Annotated in this window: 21 protein-coding genes, 1 pseudogene and 1 riboswitch; of the genes and pseudogenes, 8 read left to right on the top strand and 14 right to left on the bottom strand. The window is 68.8% G+C overall.

Going from position 1 to position 18,638, the window contains the following annotated elements:
* The 3 genes from RT2_RS14675 to RT2_RS14665 all read left to right on the top strand — a co-directional run bounded on the left by RT2_RS14675 (position 1) and on the right by RT2_RS14665 (position 2,395).
* Positions 1–1,164: a TerD family protein gene (locus RT2_RS14675; protein ID WP_072845516.1), complete on the top strand. Its 1,164-nt coding sequence runs from the start codon at positions 1–3 to the stop codon at positions 1,162–1,164.
* Between the two features lie 74 nt (positions 1,165–1,238).
* A riboswitch (cobalamin riboswitch) is annotated at positions 1,239–1,395 on the top strand.
* A complete protein-coding gene (locus RT2_RS14670) occupies positions 1,362–1,556 on the top strand; it encodes a CbtB domain-containing protein (protein ID WP_072845515.1) in 195 nt (64 codons plus the stop codon). Its footprint overlaps the riboswitch before it by 34 nt.
* Positions 1,547–2,395, top strand: a complete 849-nt coding sequence (locus tag RT2_RS14665; protein ID WP_072845514.1) for a CbtA family protein — start codon at positions 1,547–1,549, stop codon at positions 2,393–2,395. The genes RT2_RS14670 and RT2_RS14665 overlap by 10 nt, the downstream gene beginning before the upstream one ends.
* A gap of 85 nt (positions 2,396–2,480) precedes the next feature.
* Here the strand turns inward: RT2_RS14665 and RT2_RS14660 are convergent, their stop codons facing one another.
* The 3 genes from RT2_RS14660 to RT2_RS14650 form a co-directional block, all read right to left on the bottom strand.
* Positions 2,481–3,221: a DsbA family oxidoreductase gene (locus RT2_RS14660; protein WP_072845513.1), complete on the bottom strand. Its 741-nt coding sequence runs from the start codon at positions 3,219–3,221 to the stop codon at positions 2,481–2,483.
* 59 nt (positions 3,222–3,280) lie between these two features.
* Positions 3,281–3,715 carry an OsmC family protein gene (locus RT2_RS14655; RefSeq protein ID WP_072845512.1) on the bottom strand — a complete coding sequence of 145 codons (435 nt, stop codon included), beginning with the start codon at positions 3,713–3,715 and terminating at the stop codon, positions 3,281–3,283.
* Between the two features lie 142 nt (positions 3,716–3,857).
* Complete coding sequence (locus RT2_RS14650) at positions 3,858–5,468, bottom strand: MFS transporter (RefSeq protein WP_072845511.1); 1,611 nt, start codon at positions 5,466–5,468, stop codon at positions 3,858–3,860.
* A 297-nt stretch (positions 5,469–5,765) separates the two neighbouring features.
* Here RT2_RS14650 and RT2_RS14645 point away from each other — a divergent pair, with 297 nt between their 5' ends.
* From RT2_RS14645 to RT2_RS14625, 5 genes are all read left to right on the top strand, one after another.
* Positions 5,766–5,960 carry a CbtB domain-containing protein gene (locus RT2_RS14645; RefSeq protein WP_072845510.1) on the top strand — a complete coding sequence of 65 codons (195 nt, stop codon included), beginning with the start codon at positions 5,766–5,768 and terminating at the stop codon, positions 5,958–5,960.
* Positions 5,961–6,054: 94 nt separating this feature from the next.
* Positions 6,055–6,480: an SH3-like domain-containing protein gene (locus tag RT2_RS26855; RefSeq protein WP_072845559.1), complete on the top strand. Its 426-nt coding sequence runs from the start codon at positions 6,055–6,057 to the stop codon at positions 6,478–6,480.
* Positions 6,477–6,773 carry an SH3-like domain-containing protein gene (locus RT2_RS26850; protein WP_342742028.1) on the top strand — a complete coding sequence of 99 codons (297 nt, stop codon included), beginning with the start codon at positions 6,477–6,479 and terminating at the stop codon, positions 6,771–6,773. The genes RT2_RS26855 and RT2_RS26850 overlap by 4 nt, the downstream gene beginning before the upstream one ends.
* Positions 6,770–7,480 (top strand): thiocyanate hydrolase subunit gamma, encoded by a 711-nt coding sequence (gene scnC, locus RT2_RS14630; protein WP_072845509.1) that lies wholly within the window; start codon positions 6,770–6,772, stop codon positions 7,478–7,480. Before RT2_RS26850 ends, scnC begins: the two co-directional genes overlap by 4 nt.
* Positions 7,477–7,836, top strand: coding sequence for a ScnB (locus RT2_RS14625; protein WP_072845508.1), 360 nt, complete (start codon positions 7,477–7,479; stop codon positions 7,834–7,836). The genes scnC and RT2_RS14625 overlap by 4 nt, the downstream gene beginning before the upstream one ends.
* 104 nt (positions 7,837–7,940) lie before the next feature.
* On the opposite strand, the gene RT2_RS14620 is transcribed toward RT2_RS14625, so the two are convergent.
* The 11 genes and pseudogenes from RT2_RS14620 to RT2_RS14570 form a co-directional block, all read right to left on the bottom strand.
* A complete protein-coding gene (locus tag RT2_RS14620; protein WP_072845507.1) occupies positions 7,941–10,493 on the bottom strand; it encodes an ATP-dependent Clp protease ATP-binding subunit in 2,553 nt (850 codons plus the stop codon).
* A 222-nt stretch (positions 10,494–10,715) separates the two neighbouring features.
* Positions 10,716–11,660, bottom strand: a complete 945-nt coding sequence (locus RT2_RS14615) for an esterase/lipase family protein (RefSeq protein WP_072845506.1) — start codon at positions 11,658–11,660, stop codon at positions 10,716–10,718.
* Between the two features lie 25 nt (positions 11,661–11,685).
* A pseudogene (locus tag RT2_RS14610) lies at positions 11,686–12,206 on the bottom strand (esterase/lipase family protein); the annotation flags it as partial.
* Between the two features lie 109 nt (positions 12,207–12,315).
* Positions 12,316–12,660: a histone-like nucleoid-structuring protein Lsr2 gene (locus RT2_RS14605; RefSeq protein WP_072845504.1), complete on the bottom strand. Its 345-nt coding sequence runs from the start codon at positions 12,658–12,660 to the stop codon at positions 12,316–12,318.
* Between the two features lie 122 nt (positions 12,661–12,782).
* Positions 12,783–14,282, bottom strand: coding sequence for a lysine--tRNA ligase (gene lysS / locus RT2_RS14600; RefSeq protein ID WP_371851170.1), 1,500 nt, complete (start codon positions 14,280–14,282; stop codon positions 12,783–12,785).
* 33 nt (positions 14,283–14,315) lie between these two features.
* Positions 14,316–14,738 carry a rhodanese-like domain-containing protein gene (locus tag RT2_RS14595; RefSeq protein WP_072845502.1) on the bottom strand — a complete coding sequence of 141 codons (423 nt, stop codon included), beginning with the start codon at positions 14,736–14,738 and terminating at the stop codon, positions 14,316–14,318.
* Positions 14,735–15,334 (bottom strand): cysteine dioxygenase, encoded by a 600-nt coding sequence (locus RT2_RS14590; protein ID WP_083577388.1) that lies wholly within the window; start codon positions 15,332–15,334, stop codon positions 14,735–14,737. Before RT2_RS14590 ends, RT2_RS14595 begins: the two co-directional genes overlap by 4 nt.
* 143 nt (positions 15,335–15,477) lie before the next feature.
* On the bottom strand, positions 15,478–16,293 hold the full coding sequence (locus RT2_RS14585) for a type III pantothenate kinase (RefSeq protein WP_072845501.1): 816 nt from the start codon (positions 16,291–16,293) through the stop codon (positions 15,478–15,480).
* Between the two features lie 2 nt (positions 16,294–16,295).
* Entirely contained in the window at positions 16,296–16,736 is a 441-nt protein-coding gene (panD, locus tag RT2_RS14580) for an aspartate 1-decarboxylase (RefSeq protein WP_072845500.1), read from the bottom strand.
* Between the two features lie 16 nt (positions 16,737–16,752).
* Positions 16,753–17,673 (bottom strand): pantoate--beta-alanine ligase, encoded by a 921-nt coding sequence (gene panC / locus RT2_RS14575; RefSeq protein WP_072845499.1) that lies wholly within the window; start codon positions 17,671–17,673, stop codon positions 16,753–16,755.
* The gene (locus tag RT2_RS14570) at positions 17,670–18,611 is read right to left on the bottom strand and encodes a Rossmann-like and DUF2520 domain-containing protein (RefSeq protein ID WP_072845498.1); all 942 of its coding nucleotides are present in this window, start codon (positions 18,609–18,611) and stop codon (positions 17,670–17,672) included. The genes panC and RT2_RS14570 overlap by 4 nt, the downstream gene beginning before the upstream one ends.
* Positions 18,612–18,638: the final 27 nt, after the last annotated feature.

The following is an 18,638-nucleotide window of genomic DNA, read 5'->3' as shown; positions in this document are numbered from 1 at the left end:
GTGCCAGAGCAGCTCACCAAGGGCCAGAACGCGACCCTGACCGTCGACGACGTCGTTGTGTCACTCGCGCTCACCGCCGCCGCCGACCTGTCCGCCCTGCTGGTCACCGCGCAGGGCAAGGTCCGCTCGGACCAGGACTTCGTCTTCTTCAACCAGCCAACCGGTCCGGGCGTGCGTCTGCAGGCGGGTGCGCCCGGTCAGTCCGCCGAGCTCGCCGTCTCGCTCGGCGCGGTGCCGGCGGACGTCGAGCAGGTGCGCGCGGTGATCACCCTCGACGACGCCACCAGCAGCTTCGGCCGGTTCGCCGCCCCGACGGCGCGGGTCGCCGACACCGCGGGAAACATGCTGTACGAGTACCGGATCGACGGCCTGGACAGCGAGTCGATCGTCATTGCACTCGAGCTGTACCGCCGCCAGGGCGGTTGGAAGGTGCGGGCGGTGGGCCAGGGCTACGCCGGGGGCTTCGCGGCGCTGGTCACCGACCACGGGGTGTCGGTCGACGACGAGCCGGCTCCCACCCCCGCTGCACCGCCGGCTCCCCCGGCGCCGCCCGCGGCACCTGCGGAGATCAGCCTGACCAAGAGCAGGCCCGTCAGCCTGACCAAGGGCCAGAAGGTCAACCTGAAGAAGGACGGCGGTGTCGCACTCACCCAGATCCGGATGGGCCTCGGCTGGGATCCGGTCGTCACCCGCGGCCGGTTCGGCGCGCGCCAGGCGAACATCGACCTCGATGCCTCCGCGCTGCTGTTCGCCGGCACCGAGTTGGCCGAGATCGTCTACTTCGGGAAGCTGAAGTCCACCGACAACTCGATCGTCCACTCCGGCGACAACCTCACCGGCGACGGTGACGGTGACGACGAGGTGATCGCGGTGGACCTGAGCGCCGTCTCCGCCCGGGTGACCACGATCGTCTTCGTCGTGACCTCGTTCCGGGGGCAGACGTTCGAGCAGGTCGACAACGCGTTCTGCCGGCTCGTCGACGCCACGATCGCGGCCGAGCTCGCGCGGTTCACGCTGAAGGGCGGCATGCCGTTCACCGCCATGGTGATGGCCAAGGTGTACCGGCAGGCAGGTGGCTGGAAACTACAGGCCGTCGGGGAGGGCGTCGACGCGAAGACGCCACAGAAGGCCGCCAAGCAGCTCCACCCCTTCCTCGGCGACTGACCCTCGCCCTCCGGGGACCCGATTGACACGACTTCGCATCAGGTGCGAAAGTCTGCGGGTAATGCGATGGTGGACGGGAATCCGGTGCAAGTCCGGAGCGGTCGCGCCACTGTGATCGAGGTGTTCGTCAGCCTCGACAGCCAGACACTGTCACCATCGCCAGGATTTTTTAGGGACGCGAAATCCCAGGAGGAACCATGGCCTACGTTCACACCCCCAGCAGGGCAACCGATTCCATCGGCATTGCGATGATCATCGCGGGCGTCGTACTACTCGCGATGCTGACGCTGTACCTGGTCGGCTTCGACCAGGGCGCGATCTCACGCACCGGCATGTACATGCACGAGCTGATGCACGACGGTCGCCACCTGCTGGGCCTGCCGTGCCACTGACCGAGTCCTTCAAGAACCTCCTCATCCGCGGGCTGCTGGCCGGCCTCGTCGCCGGGCTGCTGGCCGGTGCCGTCGCGTTCGTGATCGGCGAGCCGCACGTCAACGCGGCCATCGCCATCGAGGAGTCGGCATCCGCGGCCGCCGAGGCCGAGCCGTCCGCGGCCGAGGTCCACGAACACGCCACTGCCGAGGCCCACGAGCACCCCGCCCCGGGCGCCGCGGCCACCGCAGCCGAGACCGACGCGGCCCACTCGCACGGCGAGGACGCGCTGGTCAGCCGGGACGGGCAGCGGGCGGGCCTGTTCCTGGCCACCGCGCTCGCCGGCCTCGCCCTCGGCGCCATCTACGCCTCGGTGACCTACTACGCGCGGCGCGCGAGCACCCTGTCCGCGCCCGTGCTCGCGTTGGCGCTGGCCGGGCTGGGGTGGCTCGCGATCGAGGCCGTGCCGTTCTTCAAGTACCCGGCGAACCCGCCCGCGGTGGGCGACCCGGACACCATCGACAAGCGGACGCTGCTGTGGCTGGCATCGGTGGTCCTCGGGCTGCTGGCCGTCGCCGTCGCCGCGTACGCCGCCAGGATCGTGGCGGCCAACGACCTCCTGACGGTCCGGATCGCGGCCCCGCTGCTCGCGTTCCTGGTGGTCGTCGGCGTCAGCTACCTGGCGCTGCCCGACGTCGACGAGGTGGGCAGCGACTTCCCGGCGTCCCTGCTCTGGGAGTTCCGGATCTCCTCGCTCACAGTCCAGGCCACGCTGTGGCTGGCGCTCGGGCTGGGCTTCGCCTTCCTCACCGAACGCGCCGCCCGTACGCGCTCAGCGGTCGCCGTCGCCGGTCGCTGACGAGACCTTGGGGTTCCCCGATGTCACATCGGGGAACCCCAAGGCAGCCAATGTGACATTGGGGAACCTGGGGTGCGGGAGTTGGTCAGACCGCGCAGGTGTCGTCGGTGCAGGCGCCACCGTCACCGTCGAGGGTGACGATCGCGCCGGACTGGGCGAACGCCTGCTCGAGCAGTTGGGTGAACACCTCGACGGGCTGCGCCCCCGAGACACCGATCGCCCGGTTCGCCGCGAAGAACGGCACGCCGTTGATCCCGAGCCGCTGGGCCTCCTCGGTCTCGGCCCGCACCTGATCGGCGGCGGTGTCGGTCTCCAGGGCCGCCCGGATCTCGTCGGCGTCCAGACCCACCTCGGCGGCGATGGCGACCAGTTCCTCGCGGTCGTCCACCACCCGGCCCTGTGTGAAGTGCGCCCGGAACAGCGCCTCCATCACCTCGTCGGTGCGGTCGCCGGCCAGGTGGACCAGCCTGTGCGCGTCGAAGGTGTTCGCGGAAATCGCGATGTCGAAGTCCATCACCAGGCCGTCCTCGGCCGCGACGGCGGTGACGCGGGCCGCCAGCTGCTGCGCCTCGGTCGCGGACAGCCCCTTGCGCGCGGCCACCTCGTCGATGTTGCTGATCCGTGCGCCGACCGGGCGGTCGGGCAGGAGCTGGTACGAGCGCCACTGCACCCGGACCTGGTCGCGGTGCTCGAACTTCTCGAGGGCGGCGGCAAAGCGGCGCTTGCCGATGTAGCACCACGGGCAGGCGATGTCGGACCACACCTCCACCACCACGGACGGCGCGACGGCGGGGGCGGTCTGCTGGTCACTGGTATCTGTGCTCACGAATTATTCTAAACATCCGCAACCCGACTTCTGTTCCGCCCCGCCGCCGGACGAAAGGCTCACTCCAGCGCGGCGTCCAGGGTGATCTCGACGCCGGTCAGCGCCTTGCTCACCGGGCAGGACTCCTTGGCGGCCTGGGCCACCTTTGCGAATCCGGCGGCGTCGAGCCCGTCGACCTCCCCACGGACGACGAGCTTGATGCCCGTCAGCTTGAATCCGGGGTTGTCCGGCCCCAGGGTCACGGACGCGGTCACGTCCAGGCTCTGCGGGGTGCCGCCCGCCTCGCCGATCAGTGCTGAGAGCTGCATGGCGTAGCAGGACGAGTGTGCGGCGGCGATCAGTTCCTCGGGGCTGGTGGTGCCGCCGGCCTCCTCCGCGGCCCGCTTGGGGAACGACACCTCGAAGGTCCCTGTGCCGGAGCTGGTGAGCTCCACCTGGCCGGAACCGTCCTGCAGGGTGCCGTTCCACGCGGTGCGGGAGGTACGAGTGGGCATGGTGAGTCCTTCCGTCGAGACTTACGGTTCGCGCAGGCATACCTGCAGGGACAGTCTGTCCCGGATCGTGGTGCCGGGCCACCGGTATGGGGCCGACGTTCTCGCGGGGCGGGCGCCGTCCGGTTCGCGTGTCATTCCTCGTTCACCCGTCGTCGCCGACGGACACCGCCACGTTGTCGACCCGGTGGTAGTGCGCCAGCAACTGCCGCTCCTCGTCGCGCTTGGGAAAGACGAAGAAAACCAAGGCCGCGCCGGCCAGCACGATCAGGACCGCCGCCACGTACGCCTTGGTGTCGCCGTCCAGGAAGGCCGTCCGCGCGGCGGCCAGGATCTGGTCCGCGTACTGCGGGTACCGCTCCGCGATGTCGGCCGCGCCCGAGAACGACTTCTCGAGCGTGGACTTCACCTGGTCACTGACCTCGTCGGACTGCGGCGAGGCGGCGATCGTCGCGGCGAACGAGGCGGTGTAGCCGGCAGTGAGCAGCGCGCCGAGCACCGACTGCATGATCGCGCCACCGAGGTCGCGCTGCAGGTCTGCCGTTCCCGACGCCATTCCGGCGCGTCGAACCGGGACCGAGCCGGTGAGCGAGCGCGAGGCCGGGGTGCCCGCGAGGCCGACGCCCACGCCGAGGAGCGTGTAGCCGAGCCCGATCTTCCAGTACTGCGCGTCCTCCTTCCACAGCAGCAGCGCGACCATCAGGCCCGACACGATGGCCGCGTAACCGAGCAGCAGCGTGACGCGGCAGCCGTGCGCCTCGATCAACCGTGCGGACTGCGGTGCCACCAGCACCATGACCGCCGCGGCGGGCAGGGCGGCCGAACCGGCGGCGAGCGTCGAGTAGCCCAGCACGTTCTGCATGAACTGCTGTCCGATGTACATGACGCCCATCAGGGTGCCGAACACGACGATCCCCGCGACCGCGGCCACCCAGAAGATCCGCCGGCGCGCGACCTCGAGGTCGAAGAGCGGATTCGGGGCGCGCTGCTGCCTGACCACGAACACCACACCGGCGGCCGATGCGATCGCCAGCAGCCCGAGCGCGGTCGCCCCCATCCCGTCCACCGGCGCGAAGTTGATACCGAGCACCAACGCTGCCACCAGCACCACGGACACCATCCCGCCCAGGTGGTCGACGGCCGCGGTGGACTCGTTGACATGCGCGGGTACGTACCTCAGTGCCATGCCGAGGGCGACCACGGCGAGCGGGAGCGTCACGTAGAACACAGCGCCCCAGTCGTAGCGCTCGAGCAGCAGGCCCGACACCAGCGGGCCGAGCGCGGAGATGCCGCCGCCTATCGCCGACCACAGCGCGATGGCCCGGGTGCGCGCCGCGCCCGACCACAGGGCCGTGATCAGCGCGAGGGTGGTGGGAAAGGAGAGCCCCGCGGACAGTCCGCCGAGCAGCCGGGCAGCAAACAGCACCTCGAAGTTCGGTGCCGCGCCGGCGATCAGGCACGCCGGGATCGAGAGCACCGTGCCCAGCACCAGCAGTCGCTTGCGCCCGTAGCGGTCGCCGAGCGCGCCGAGGTACAGCACCGAGGCGGCCAGCCCGACCGAGTAGCCGACCGCGATCAGGTTCAGCTGTGTCTGGCTGGCGTCGAAGTCCCGGCCGATGTCCGGCAGGGCGACGTTCGCGACGGCCAGGTTCAGATTGGCAACCGCGGCAACGAGTATCAGTGACAGCAGCACGACACGGGCGCGCCCCGGCCGGTCGTCGAGGGGCGGCCGGCTGTCGACCGGGGTGGAGGACACGCCTATCAGTGGACACCAATTCGCTCCCCCACGCGCGCCCAAAGGCGAGATTCGCCTCCCGCGAGGGGTGTAGCCTCAGGTTTGTTGTGACATCGTGATTGGGTCGCCGAATCACACGACGGCACACTCCACCGGCGCTCCGCGGCGTGATCCCGACAGTCCGGGACCGCCGCCGAGAAGTATTGGTGCCTCTGGTATTGACGCCTGAGGTATTGACGCCGAAAGCACTGGGCCGATCGGACCGGACCGCCGCCGCGAATACCGGCGCCGCCACCAACCGGCGCCGCTGGAGGAAGCATGACCACAGTCGACCTGCCGAGCCGCGCGGCGGAGTCCGCCGGTGCCCTTCTCGTAGTCGTGGGCGTCGTCCTGCTCGCACTACTCACCCTGTACCTGGTCGGCTTCGACCAGGGCGCGATTTCCCGCTCGGGCATGTACCTGCACGAGCTCATGCACGACGGCCGTCACCTGCTAGGCCTGCCGTGCCACTGACGCCGTAGCGCGGCGACACCAGCCAGCGGGCCAGGTTCGTCCGATCCAGAACTCGCTGGTGGGCAACAGCTCTCACGAGCAAACGGAGACCTCGATGAGTTCACCGACAGATTTCGACAGCCTGCACAACCGGGTCGCGGGCATCGCACCCGTCAGCCGCCAACGGCTCGACTCACCGTACGAGATATCGAACGACCTGTACGCGGCGCTGCGGCACGTCCTCCACGACGTCGGCGGCCAGCCCGACATCCCCACCCCGTACCTGGAGAAGTCCGAGGAGGCGTGGGAGATGAACACCTACGTCACCTGCGAATGCCTCGGGTGGCGGGGCGTGTGGAACTCCGAGGAGCGCAGGCGGGCCGAGAACGACCTCGGCGCCACCCTGTACTTCGGGTTGCCGTACTACGCCCGCTGGGCCACGGTCGCCGCGAAGACACTGGTCGACAAGGGCCTGATCACCCCCGACGAGCTGTCCGCGAAGCTCGACGAGGTACGGGCCCGGACGGAGGCGCCGAAATGACGAAGTACCAGATCGGTGACCGGGTCACCGTGCGCGAGGCGACCTCGCTGTTCCACACCCGAACCCAGGCGTTCACCCGAGGACACACCGGCGTGGTGGTCGAGCACCGCCCCGAGTGGGTGATCCCGGAGGACGAGGCGTGGGGCCGCGAGGACGGCAGGACCGAACCGTTCTACGTGGTCCGGTTCCGGCAGCGTGACCTGTGGCCGCAGTACACCGGATTCGACGTCGACACCCTCGAGACCGAGTGCTCGGAGCGGTGGCTGGCCCCGGCAGAGGAGGAGACGAAGTGAGTCAGACGGGTGGGGACCACACACACGACGCGCACGCGCCGATCCAGGATTCCGACGAGGTCAGCGAGTTCGAGGTTCTCGAGACCGCGATCCGGGAACTGGCCATCGAGAAGGGACTGTTCTCGGCCGAGGACCACCGCAGATTCTCCGAGTGGGCATCGCAGGTCGGGCCGGCAGGCGGATCCCGGCTGGTGGCCAAGGCCTGGACGGACCCCGAGTTCAAGGCGCGGTTGCTCGCCGACGGCACCGAGACCTGCAAGGAGGTCGGCATCGACTGGCGCGACCCCACCGGGTCGGGGACCCCGAGCGACTACACCTACTTCTACGTCCTGGAGAACACCCCGAAGGTGCACAACGTGATCGTGTGCACGCTGTGCTCCTGCTACCCACGGCCGGTCCTCGGGATGTCGCCGGACTGGTACCGCACGCCCAACTACCGCCGCCGGCTGGTCCGCTGGCCACGCGAGGTGCTCGCCGAGTTCGGCCTGCACATGCCGCCGGACGTGGAGGTGCGGGTGCACGACTCGAACCAGAAGTCCCGCTTCATGGTCATGCCGATGCGCCCGGCCGGCACCGAGGGGTGGAGCGAGGAGCAACTTGCGGCGATCGTCACCCGCGACACGATGATCGGGGTGGCGCTGCCACAGGTGGGCTGGACCGCCACCGCGCCACCGTCGGCGCCGCAGCCGGTGGGAGGCGGACGATGAGCGCGCACGGCGACGACGCGGCGGGCCTGCACAACCAGGGTTACGACGTGCTGCTGGCAACGCTCCCCGCGAGGGCGCGACGCGAGCGGACACTACCCGAACTGGACGGCAAGCGCGCGCCGTGGGAATCGAGCATGCAGGCGACCTGCGAGTGCCTGTCGTGGCATGGGTCGCTCGACAACCTCGAGCGACGCGAGGCCGAGGACGAACTGGGCGAGACCATCTACCACCAGTTCCCGGTCCGGGCCCGGTCCGCGCTGGTCACCGCGCATGCACTGCTGGACCGCGGCGTCATGACCCCGGAGGAACTCGAGGCCCGGATGCGGGCGGTTCGCGAACGGTTCGCCCGGCAGTAGCCCGCCGGGCGAACCGTTCGCGAACCGCAACACCAGGTACCGCAACGCCGCAGGGCGGGCGTTCCCTTCGGAACGCCCGCCCTGCGGGGTGTCGTGCGGAAAACCTACTCGGTCGGACCGGTCTCCGTCGGCGCGTCGCCGGCCTTCGCCATGTCCACCGGCAGCGAGTCCGGAACCGCGACCGGCTTCGGGCTTCCGGTGAACGTGAACTTCGCGTCCTCGCCGGCACCCTCGCCGTTCCAGTTCTCGACGTCGACGAGCACGATCTGGCCGGGGCCCAGCTCGTTGAAGAGGATCTTCTCCGAGAGCTGGTCCTCGATCTCGCGCTGGATGGTGCGACGCAGCGGTCGCGCACCCAGGACCGGATCGAAGCCGCGCTTGGCGAGCAGCGACTTGGCCTGCTCGGTCAGCTCGATCTCCATGTCCTTGTTCTTCAGCTGCTTCTCGACGCGGCCGATCATCAGGTCCACCATCTGGATGATCTGATCCTTGGTCAGCTGGTGGAAGACGATGATGTCGTCGATGCGGTTGAGGAACTCGGGCCGGAAGTGCTTCTTGAGCTCGTCGTGAACCTTGAGCTTCATCCGCTCGTAGTTCGACTCGTTGCCCGTTCCCGAGGTGAAGCCCAGTCCGACTGCCTTCGAGATGTCGGAGGTGCCCAGGTTCGAGGTGAAGATCAGCACGGTGTTCTTGAAGTCGACCGTGCGACCCTGACCGTCGGTGAGACGGCCGTCCTCGAGCACCTGCAGGAGGGTGTTGTAGATCTCCTGGTGTGCCTTCTCGATCTCGTCGAACAGCACCACGCTGAACGGCTTGCGACGGACCTTCTCCGTCAGCTGGCCGCCCTCTTCGTAGCCCACGTAGCCGGGAGGCGCACCGAACAGCCGCGACGCGGTGAAGCGGTCGTGGAACTCGCCCATGTCGATCTGGATGAGCGCGTCGTCGTCGCCGAACAGGAAGTTCGCGAGCGTCTTCGCCAGCTCGGTCTTACCGACGCCGGACGGGCCCGCGAAGATGAACGAACCGGAGGGACGCTTCGGGTCCTTCAGGCCGGCGCGGGTGCGGCGGATCGCCTTGGAGACCGCCTTGACAGCGTCCTCCTGGCCGATGATCCGCTTGTGCAGCTCGTCCTCCATGCGGAGCAGACGGGTGGTCTCCTCCTCCGTGAGCTTGAAGACCGGGATGCCGGTCCAGTTGCCCAGGACCTCGGCGATCTGCTCGTCGTCGACCTCGGCGATGACGTCCAGGTCACCGGAGCGCCACTGCTTCTCCCGCTCGGCCCGCTGCGCGACGAGGGTCTTCTCCTTGTCCCGCAGGTTCGCGGCCTTCTCGAAGTCCTGCGCGTCGATCGCGGACTCCTTCTCCCGACGCGCGTCGGCGATCTTGTCGTCGAACTCGCGCAGGTCCGGCGGCGCGGTCATCCGGCGGATGCGCATCCGGGCGCCCGCCTCGTCGATCAGGTCGATCGCCTTGTCCGGCAGGAACCGGTCGTTGATGTACCGGTCGGCCAGCGTGGCCGCGGCAACCAACGCGCCGTCGGTGATCGAGACGCGGTGATGCGCCTCGTAGCGGTCGCGCAGACCCTTGAGGATCTCGATGGTGTGCTCGACCGTCGGCTCGCCGACCTGCACCGGCTGGAAGCGGCGCTCGAGGGCGGCGTCCTTCTCGATGTACTTGCGGTACTCGTCGAGGGTGGTCGCACCGATGGTCTGCAGCTCGCCACGGGCCAGCTTCGGCTTGAGGATCGAGGCCGCGTCGATGGCGCCCTCGGCCGCGCCCGCACCGACCAGCGTGTGCAGCTCGTCGATGAACAGGATGATGTCGCCGCGGGTGTTGATCTCCTTGAGCACCTTCTTCAGGCGCTCCTCGAAGTCACCGCGGTAGCGGCTGCCCGCGACCAGGGAACCCAGGTCGAGGGTGTAGAGCTGCTTGTCCTTGAGCGTCTCGGGGACCTCGCCGTTGACGATGGCCTGTGCGAGACCCTCGGCGACGGCGGTCTTGCCGACGCCGGGCTCGCCGATGAGCACCGGGTTGTTCTTGGTGCGGCGGCTGAGCACCTGCATGACCCGCTCGATTTCTTTCGAACGGCCGATGACCGGGTCGAGCTTGCCCTCGAGCGCGGCCTGGGTCAGGTTGCGGCCGAACTGGTCGAGCACCAACGAGGTGGACGGGGTACCCGCCTCACCGCGGCTGGTGCCGGCCTCGGACGGCTCCTTGCCCTGGTAGCCGGACAGCAGCTGGATGACCTGCTGGCGGACCCGGTTCAGGTCGGCGCCGAGCTTCACGAGGACCTGGGCGGCGACGCCCTCGCCCTCGCGGATCAGGCCGAGCAGGATGTGCTCGGTGCCGATGTAGTTGTGGCCGAGCTGCAGCGCCTCGCGCAGGCTCAGCTCCAGCACCTTCTTGGCGCGCGGGGTGAAGGGGATGTGACCGGACGGGGCCTGCTGGCCCTGACCGATGATCTCTTCCACCTGGCTGCGCACGCCCTCGAGGGAGATGCCCAACGACTCGAGCGACTTCGCCGCCACGCCCTCGCCCTCGTGGATGAGGCCGAGCAGGATGTGCTCGGTGCCGATGTAGTTGTGGTTGAGCATCCGGGCCTCTTCTTGGGCCAGGACAACAACGCGCCGCGCGCGGTCGGTGAACCTCTCGAACATCGCTCTCCCTCACGTTCCTTATGGGTAGATCCCTCAGCGGGATCCACGAGCCGCACCCCTACTCTAATGGCCCGGCAGCACGGCCTGCGCTGCTCCGTCCCGTCTTTGGCGGGTCTGCATGCGTGCTTACCGGTCTCAACGCCACAGCCAGGCGTTTCGTTTCCCTTGGACGCTACGCCCGCAGCGAACAACGTGGCGACTCCCCCGGATCGGCCACGGAGATCACCCGACGAGCGGCAGTACCGCCTCGCACGGCACCGGTCGCGGGTGCGCCGGATCGAGAGCGCCCAGCACGTACCCGGTCGCCCGCGGATCGGCCGCCAGTCCGATGTGGTCCGCAAAATCCTGCTCGCAGCCGTCCTGAACGACGATGTTGGTCGCGTTGGGCCCTGCCTCGTAACCGTTGGTGAACGGCAGGATCACCTGGTCGTAGCGGGTCATGATGTTCGTGTACTGCACGTTCGGCGCATACACGCCGCCGGCACGCAACCTGACCAGAAAGTCGGAGCCCGTCGCCAGCTGCGGGCAGGCCTTGCAGACCGGGTACACGTTCGCGAGGTCCTCACCGGCCCCCAACTCGGCCAGCCGGCGTTTGGCGTCGCCCTGGAACGACGTGAGCGTCCCGTTCCAGGCCGGTCCGAGGGAGACGAGCGCGCGGACCCGGTCCGCGCCGCCGAGGAACTTCACGTAGTGACCCGCGACCACCGAGCCCTCGGACGCCGTCACGATGTTCACGGCATCGGCACCCGTCTCCGCCCGCACCCGGTCAACGAACGCGGACAGTTCCTGCGCGCTGTCCTCCATCCGCGCCAGCCCCCCGACCGTGTTCATCGGCTGCTCGTCCGACCCGAGACCGCCCACGGACACCGCGCCGTAGGTCAACGCGAACACGCAGTGGCCCTCGTTGGCGAGCAACGGCGAGACAGTGGTCCAGTTGTTCAACCTGCTGGCCGCGAGCCCGTGCACCAGCACCACGGGCTCGGGATGCGCGGCCGTCGGCCGGCACGAGAAGTCGTTGGACCCGGCGGCCGATCCCGCGGGGTCGTCGCGGCCGTCCTCGACGAACAGGTGGTACGGCACCGGGTACGGCGTCACCGGCGCGGCCGCCGCCGGTGACGCGCAGACCAGCGCCGCGACGGCCGGCGCAGCCAGGGCCGCGAACCGCATGTCAGCCCACCACCGGCGGCACGAACCCGTGCCAGAGCAGCACGAGTGAGACGTACTTGTCCACCTTGTCCGCGCCGCCGAGGTTCTTCAGCCAGTAGGTGGGCATCAGCGTGCCCTGGGAATGGCCGACCAGGTTCACCTTCTTCGCCCCGTGGACGCCGGCACCCGGTCCACGAAGTCCGCGAGCTGCTGCGCGCTCTCGTCCATCGGCCGGAATGCACCAAGTGCACTCAACGGCCAGGGCAGGTCGTCGTACGCGCCGTAGGTCAGTGCGTAAACGCAGTACCCCTCGTTCGCGAGCAATGGCGCATAAGTGGCCCAGTTGGTCTGCTTGTTGCCGCCGGTGCCGTGCACCAGCACCACCGGTTCGGGGTGCGCGGCGGAGGGCCGGCACGACCAGTCATTGGATCCGGGAGCGGAGCCGCCGGGATTACCGAGTTCGAGCGGGACACCCGCCAAGAACTGGTACGGCACCGGCAATGGCGCCGCGCCCGCAGTTCCTGTGCCGAGTAATAAAACTGTCGCCGAAATCCATGTCACGATCACAGTTACCCAGCGCACTGCGCCCCCGGTTCCTCGTCGTTTCGCCGCCCGCGAGGCCAACAGCCGATAAACCTCGGGACGGGCGAAACGACGGGTGAAATCTGGTGGGGCGTCAGTTTGCTTTGTTGTATGCGTCGATGATTTCCGCCGAGATGCGTCCGCGTGCGGACACCGGGCGTCCATTGCGCCGAGCCCAGTCGCGGATCGCAGCGCTCTGCTCCCGGTCGACGGCCACTCGGGACTTTCCGGCAGGCGCCGAAGACTTCACGCGACGACGCCCGGTCGACTTGCGCGCATGGGAAACCCAGACATCGAACTGCTCGCGCAACTTCGACGCATTCTCCGACGACAGGTCGATCTCGTACATGACGCCGTCGAGCGCGAACTCGACTGTTTCATCGGCGGCCGCTTCCTGATCAACATCGTCGATCAGGGTGACGGTGACCTTCTTCGCCATGGGTCGAGTTCCCTTCCATTAAATGTGCTATTCCTCGCCGCGATCGCGACTTTCGCCGAGTGTACTCCTGTTTCGGCCGCGTTCATGACCGAGAAATAACCGGGGAATAGCAATTAAAGGGATCAGCGCGAGGTCGGCCGGACAATTGGGAACAAGATTGTTTCCCTGATTCCCAGCCCGGTGAGCGCCATGAGCAGGCGGTCGATACCCATTCCGGTTCCGGTGGTCGGCGGCATGCCCTGCTCCATTGCGGCCAGGAACTCCTCGTCGAGGGCCATCGCCTCGTCGTCGCCCTCCGACGCCAGCCGCGCCTGGTCTACGAAACGCTCCCGCTGGATGACCGGGTCCACCAGCTCCGAGTAGCCGGTGGCGAGCTCGAAGCCACGGATGTACAGGTCCCACTTCTCCGTCACGCCGGGCTCGCTGCGGTGCTGGCGGGTCAGCGGCGAGGTCTCGACCGGGAAATTCCGAACGAAGGTGGGCTCGTGCAGCTGATCGCCGCACTGGTGCTCCCACAGCTCCTCGACGAGCTTGCCGTGGCCGTAGCCCTTGTCCTTGGGCACCTCGAGACCGACCTTCGCGGCCAGCGCAAGCAGCTCGTCGACGGTGGTCGCCGGGGTGACCTCGACGCCGATCGCGGCGGACAGCGACGGGTACATCTCCATCGTCTTCCACTCGCCGCTGAGGTCGTACTCCTCGCCGTTGTGGAGGGTGACCACCTGGGTGCCGAAGGCCGCCTGCGCGACCTCCTGGATCAGTTCCCGGGTCATCTTCGCCGAGTCGTCGTAGGTGCCGTACGCCTCGTAGGTCTCGAGCATGGCGAACTCCGGCGAGTGCGTCGAGTCGATGCCCTCGTTGCGGAAGTTCCGGTTGATCTCGAACACCTTCTCGATGCCACCGACGACGCAGCGCTTGAGGAACAGCTCCGGCGCGATCCGGAGGTACAGGTCGATGTCGAGTGCGTTCGAATGCGTGACGAACGGCCGGGCCGCGGCGCCACCTGCCACCGTCTGCAGCATCGGGGTCTCGACCTCGAGGAAGCCGCGACGCTCGAGTGCATTGCGCAGCTCGCGGACCACGGCAACACGCTTGCGCGCCATGTCGCGGGCCTCGGGGCGCACGATCAGGTCCGCGTAGCGCTGGCGGACCCGGGACTCCTCGTTCATCTCCTTGTGGGCGACCGGCAGCGGGCGCAGCGACTTCGACGCGATCTGCCAGACGTCGGCCATCACGCTGAGCTCACCGCGGCGCGAACTGATGACCTCGCCGTGGACGAACACGAAGTCACCCAGGTCCACGTCGGACTTCCACGCGGCGAGCGCGTCCTCGCCGACGCCGGCCAGGCTGATCATGGCCTGCAGCTGGGTGCCGTCGCCCTCCTGCAGGGTCGCGAAGCAGAGCTTGCCGGTGTTACGGAGGAAGATCACGCGGCCGACCACGCCGACCTCGACGCCGGTGGCGGTGTCGGGCTCGAGGTCCGGGTGCTGCGCGCGGACCTCGGCGAGGCTGTGCGTGCGCGGAACCGAGACGGGGTAGGCCTGCTGCCCCTGCGCGAGGATCCGGTCCCGCTTCTCGCGGCGGATCCGCAGCTGCTCGGGGGTGTCGTCGGCGGGCTCGGTCATAACATCACTCACGGATGACCAGACTAGTGCCCCTCAGTGCGCGACGACCGCCTCGCCCTCACGAACGACGTGCCGGGCCCGCATCAGGGCGCCGAGCAGACCCGCCGAGCGCATCGCCTGGTAGCCGCCGACAAGGTCCGTCGCGCGGTGCAGACCGAGCTCCTGCAGTGCCGCCGCGGCCAGGCTGGAGGTGTACCCCTCCGAGCACACCACGATCCACTCCACGTCGTGGTCGACGGCAGCGGCGAGACGCGCGTCGCTGGTCGGGTCGAGCCGCCACTCGAGGACGTTCCGCTCGATGGCGAGCGCGCCGGGCAGGGTGCCCTCGCGCTGCCGCTGCGCCTGCGGGCGAATGTCCACCACGATCGCCCCCCGGGCGACCGCCGCCTCGAGTTCGAACACCGTCAGCCGCCGGTAGGTGTTGCGGGCCGTCTCGAGCATCTCGTCGATGGTCATGCCGTCAGTCCTTCCGGGACGTCGGTGAGCTCGGTGCGGGTGCGACGGAGGCTGCCGTGATCGGTCACCTCGTAGAAGGACATCGCGGACAGCGGCGGCGAGTAGGCGTGCACGCTGAGCGTCGGCTGGTCCGGGCCCGAGGCCGTTCCCGGCGCCTGCACCACGTCGTGCACCCACCCCAGCGGGAAGGACGCCTGGTCCCCCGCTTCGAGGGTCCGGTACTTCAGTTCGGTTCCGCCCCAGCGATATTCGGCGAGGGCCCCACTGAGCACGGTGAGCGCGCCCAGCGAGCCCGCATGGTCGTGGAGTTCGGTGGCACTGCCGGGCACCCAGCTGATCAGCCACACGTCGACGTCGTCGTCCGCGTGCAGTCGGGTGGACCAGCGCTCGGCAGTGGGCCAGCCGCCGGGAAGCAGGTGCGCGAAGCGGCCGTCGAGCACGTCCTGCGCACCCTGGTCGCTGATGCGCAGCAGGTCGGCGGGCCGGAGCCGGCTGGGCGAGACGGAGCGGTCAGCCGACAGGGCGACCGGGTTCCGCGAGGACCGGGGGTTCGAAGAAAATGGGTTCAGAGAAGAGACCACAGATGTGGAATGCATGGCAGAGACTCCAGGAATGGGGAATTGATCGGGGCTGCGTTCAGCCTCGACAACACTCCTGGGCGACCATGCGGTAATTCACGCCGACCAGTGTGGCACAGAATCCCCGATCCCGGAACCCCTGCACTCCGGGACCTCGGCGCTCAGGCGACCGGCGGCCGCCGGGCCGCGTTGCGAGCCTGGTTGCGCTCGTAGACGATTCGCAGCCCCTCCAGGGCGAGGTCGCGTTCGAGGTGTGCGATTGTCTCCGACTCCGGCATCACCAACGGCGCACTGTCCCCGGTCGCAATGACTGTGACGTCGTCACCCGCGAAGGCCGGCAGTTCGGCCCGCACCCGGCGCACCAACCCGTCGACCAGGCCGGCGAACCCGAAGATCGCCCCGGACTGCATGCACTCGACGGTGTTCTTGCCGACCACCGACCGCGGACGCACCAGTTCCACCTTGCGCAGCGCCGCCGACTGCGATGCCAGCGCGTCCGTGGAGACCTCGAGTCCCGGCGCGATGACACCGCCGAGGAACTCACCCTTTGCAGACACCACGTCCACGCAGGTGGACACGCCGAAGTCCACGACGATGCACGGACCACCGTAGAGATGGTGCACAGCAAGGCTGTTCACGATCCGGTCTGCGCCGACCTCCTTCGGGTTGTCGACCAGCAGCGGCACCCCGGTGCGCACCCCCGGCTCGACCACCACGTGCGGGACGTGCGCCCAGTAGCGGGTCAGCATCACCCGCAACTCACGCAGCACCGACGGCACCGTCGACAGCGCGGACACGCCGGTGACCTGCTCGACGTGGGCGCCGAGGAGCCCCCGCAGCATCCAGGCCAGCTCGTCCGCGGTGACCCGCGGATCGGTACGCATCCGCCAGTCCTGCAACAACTTCGAGTGCTCACCGCTTCCGGTGAACAACCCGAGCGCGATATTGGTGTTGCGGACGTCGACGGTCAGCAGCACGGCTACACCAGCGCCGGGTTGTTCTCGAGCGTGGACAGCATCCGGGGGGTGATCAGTCCGGATCCCTCGGGGGCGTGTGCCGGGTCGCTGCCGAGCTCGACCTGCCGGTTGTCGGCGTCGACGAAGACCACCCGCGGCGCGTAGTCACGGCATTCCTGCTCGTTCATCACGCCGTAGGCAATCAGGATGACCAGGTCGCCAGGCTTGACCAGATGCGCTGCGGCACCGTTGATCCCGATCACGCCGGTGCCGCGCTCGCCGGCGATGACGTAGGTCTCGAGCCGGGCGCCGTTGTCGATGTCGACGATGCACACCTGCTCGCCCTCGAGCAGGTCCGCGGCGTCCATCAGGTCCTGGTCCACGGTGACGGACCCGACGTAGTGCAGGTCCGCGTGGGTGACGGTGGCGCGGTGGATCTTCGACTTCATCATGGTGCGAAACATGTGCTGTCCTCCCGGTCTAGCTGGAAATCAGGTCGGTGGGCGAGGTGGTGCGGGTGTCCACGTCCCGCTCCAGGAATCCGGTGCCGACGGCGACGCCGACATTGTCGATCAGACGGGTGTTGCCGAGCCGGGCCGCGACGAGCAGCCTGCCGTCGCCGCGTTCCGGCGCCGGCCCGAGGTCCACACCGCGGACCTCCAGGTAGTCGACCTCGAGTTCCGGGGTCGCCTCGAGCACGCCGCGCGCGGTGGCCAGGATGGCCTCCGCACCGCCGGCCGCCGCATGTGCGCCGGCCACCAGCGCGGCCGACAGCGCGGTCGCCACGGCCCGCTGGTCCTCGTCGAGGTACCGGTTGCGCGAGGACAGGGCGAGACCGTCCTGCTCCCGGACGGTCGGCACACCGTAGATCTCGACGTCGAAGTTCAGGTCGCGGACCATCTGCCGGATCAGGGTGAGCTGCTGGTAGTCCTTCTCGCCGAAGTACGCCGTGTTCGGCACGGCGATCTGCAGCAGCTTGGCGACCACGGTCAGCATCCCCGCGAAGTGCGTCGGCCGGCTGGCACCCTCGAGTTCGGCGCCAAGCGGACCGGGGTGGATCACGGTGCGCGGGCCGGCCGGGTACATGTCGGCGGCGGACGGCGCGAACACCAGTTCCACGCCCTCGGCGCGTAGCAGTTCGATGTCACGGTCCAGGGTGCGCGGGTACGCGTCCAGGTCCTCGCCCGCACCGAACTGCAGCGGGTTGACGAAGATCGAGACGATCACCACCGCGCCGCGCAGCTTGGCCTGCCGGACGATCTCGAGGTGCCCGGCGTGCAGTGCACCCATGGTGGGCACCAGCGCGACCTGCCGCCCGACACCACGCAGCGCCTTCGACACCTTGGTCAGTGCGGCGGGGTCGTGATGCACGGTCAGTTCACCGCGCGCGTAGCCGTTCACGAATTGTCCTCCAGGATCTCGATGAGTTCAGGCTTGGCGCCGGCGAGCTGCGCCGAGCGCAGCGACATGGCGCGGTACCCCTCCGCCAGCTGCGGGTCCACCTCGCGAAGCACCCGCAGGTGGGTGGTCACCGCATCGACGTCGCCGCGCGCCACCGGGCCGGTCAGCGCGGACGGGCCGCGGCGCAGCGCGTTGTCGAGGGCAGCGGACAGCAGCGGCGCGAGCACCCGCTCGGCCACGCCGTTGGGGTCGTCGTCCACCAGCTGCTGGCCGAGCAGCTCGCCGCCGGAGAGGGCGACGCGGAGCGCGGCCACCGCGTCCGAGACGAGCGTGACCAGGTGATTACTACCGTGCGCGAGGGCCGCGTGGTACAGCGGCCGGACCTCGTCGCGGACCCGCACCGGCTCCCCGCCGATCTCGAGGACCAGTGACTGGGCGATCGCGTAGCCGATCTCGTCGGCCGCGGTGATGCCGAAACACGCCGACGACATCCGGGCAACGTCCTCGTCGTGTCCGGTGAAGGTCATCGCGGGATGGATCGCCAGCGGTACCGCGCCGATCGCGGTGAGCGGCGCGAGTACGCCGATGCCGTTGGCCCCTGAGGTGTGCGCGACCAGGGTTCCGCGGCGGACCGATCCGGTGGCCGCCAGGCCGGCCACCAGGTCCGCGAGCTGATCGTCCGGCACGGCCAGGATCAGCAGTTCGCAGCGGCCGGCGACGTCGGTCGCGGGCAGGATTTCGGAGTCGGGCAGGCTGCGACGGGCACGGCGGACCGATGCGTCCGACACGGCGGTACAGGCAGCCACCACGTGGCCGACTCGCTCGAGTGCGGCACCGATCGCGGTTCCCACGCGTCCCGCCGAGACGATTCCTACCGTCAGTCGTGCGGGCGCCGGATCGCGAAAAGACCCATCTCGAGTGATCTCGAATGAGGTCACCGTTGTTCCTCTCGTTCGTTCCAGTCC

Source organism: Rhodococcus tukisamuensis NBRC 100609, assembly GCF_001894985.1.
GTDB classification, from domain to species: domain Bacteria; phylum Actinomycetota; class Actinomycetes; order Mycobacteriales; family Mycobacteriaceae; genus Rhodococcus_G; species Rhodococcus_G tukisamuensis.
This window is presented reverse-complemented; position numbering and strand designations above follow the sequence as displayed.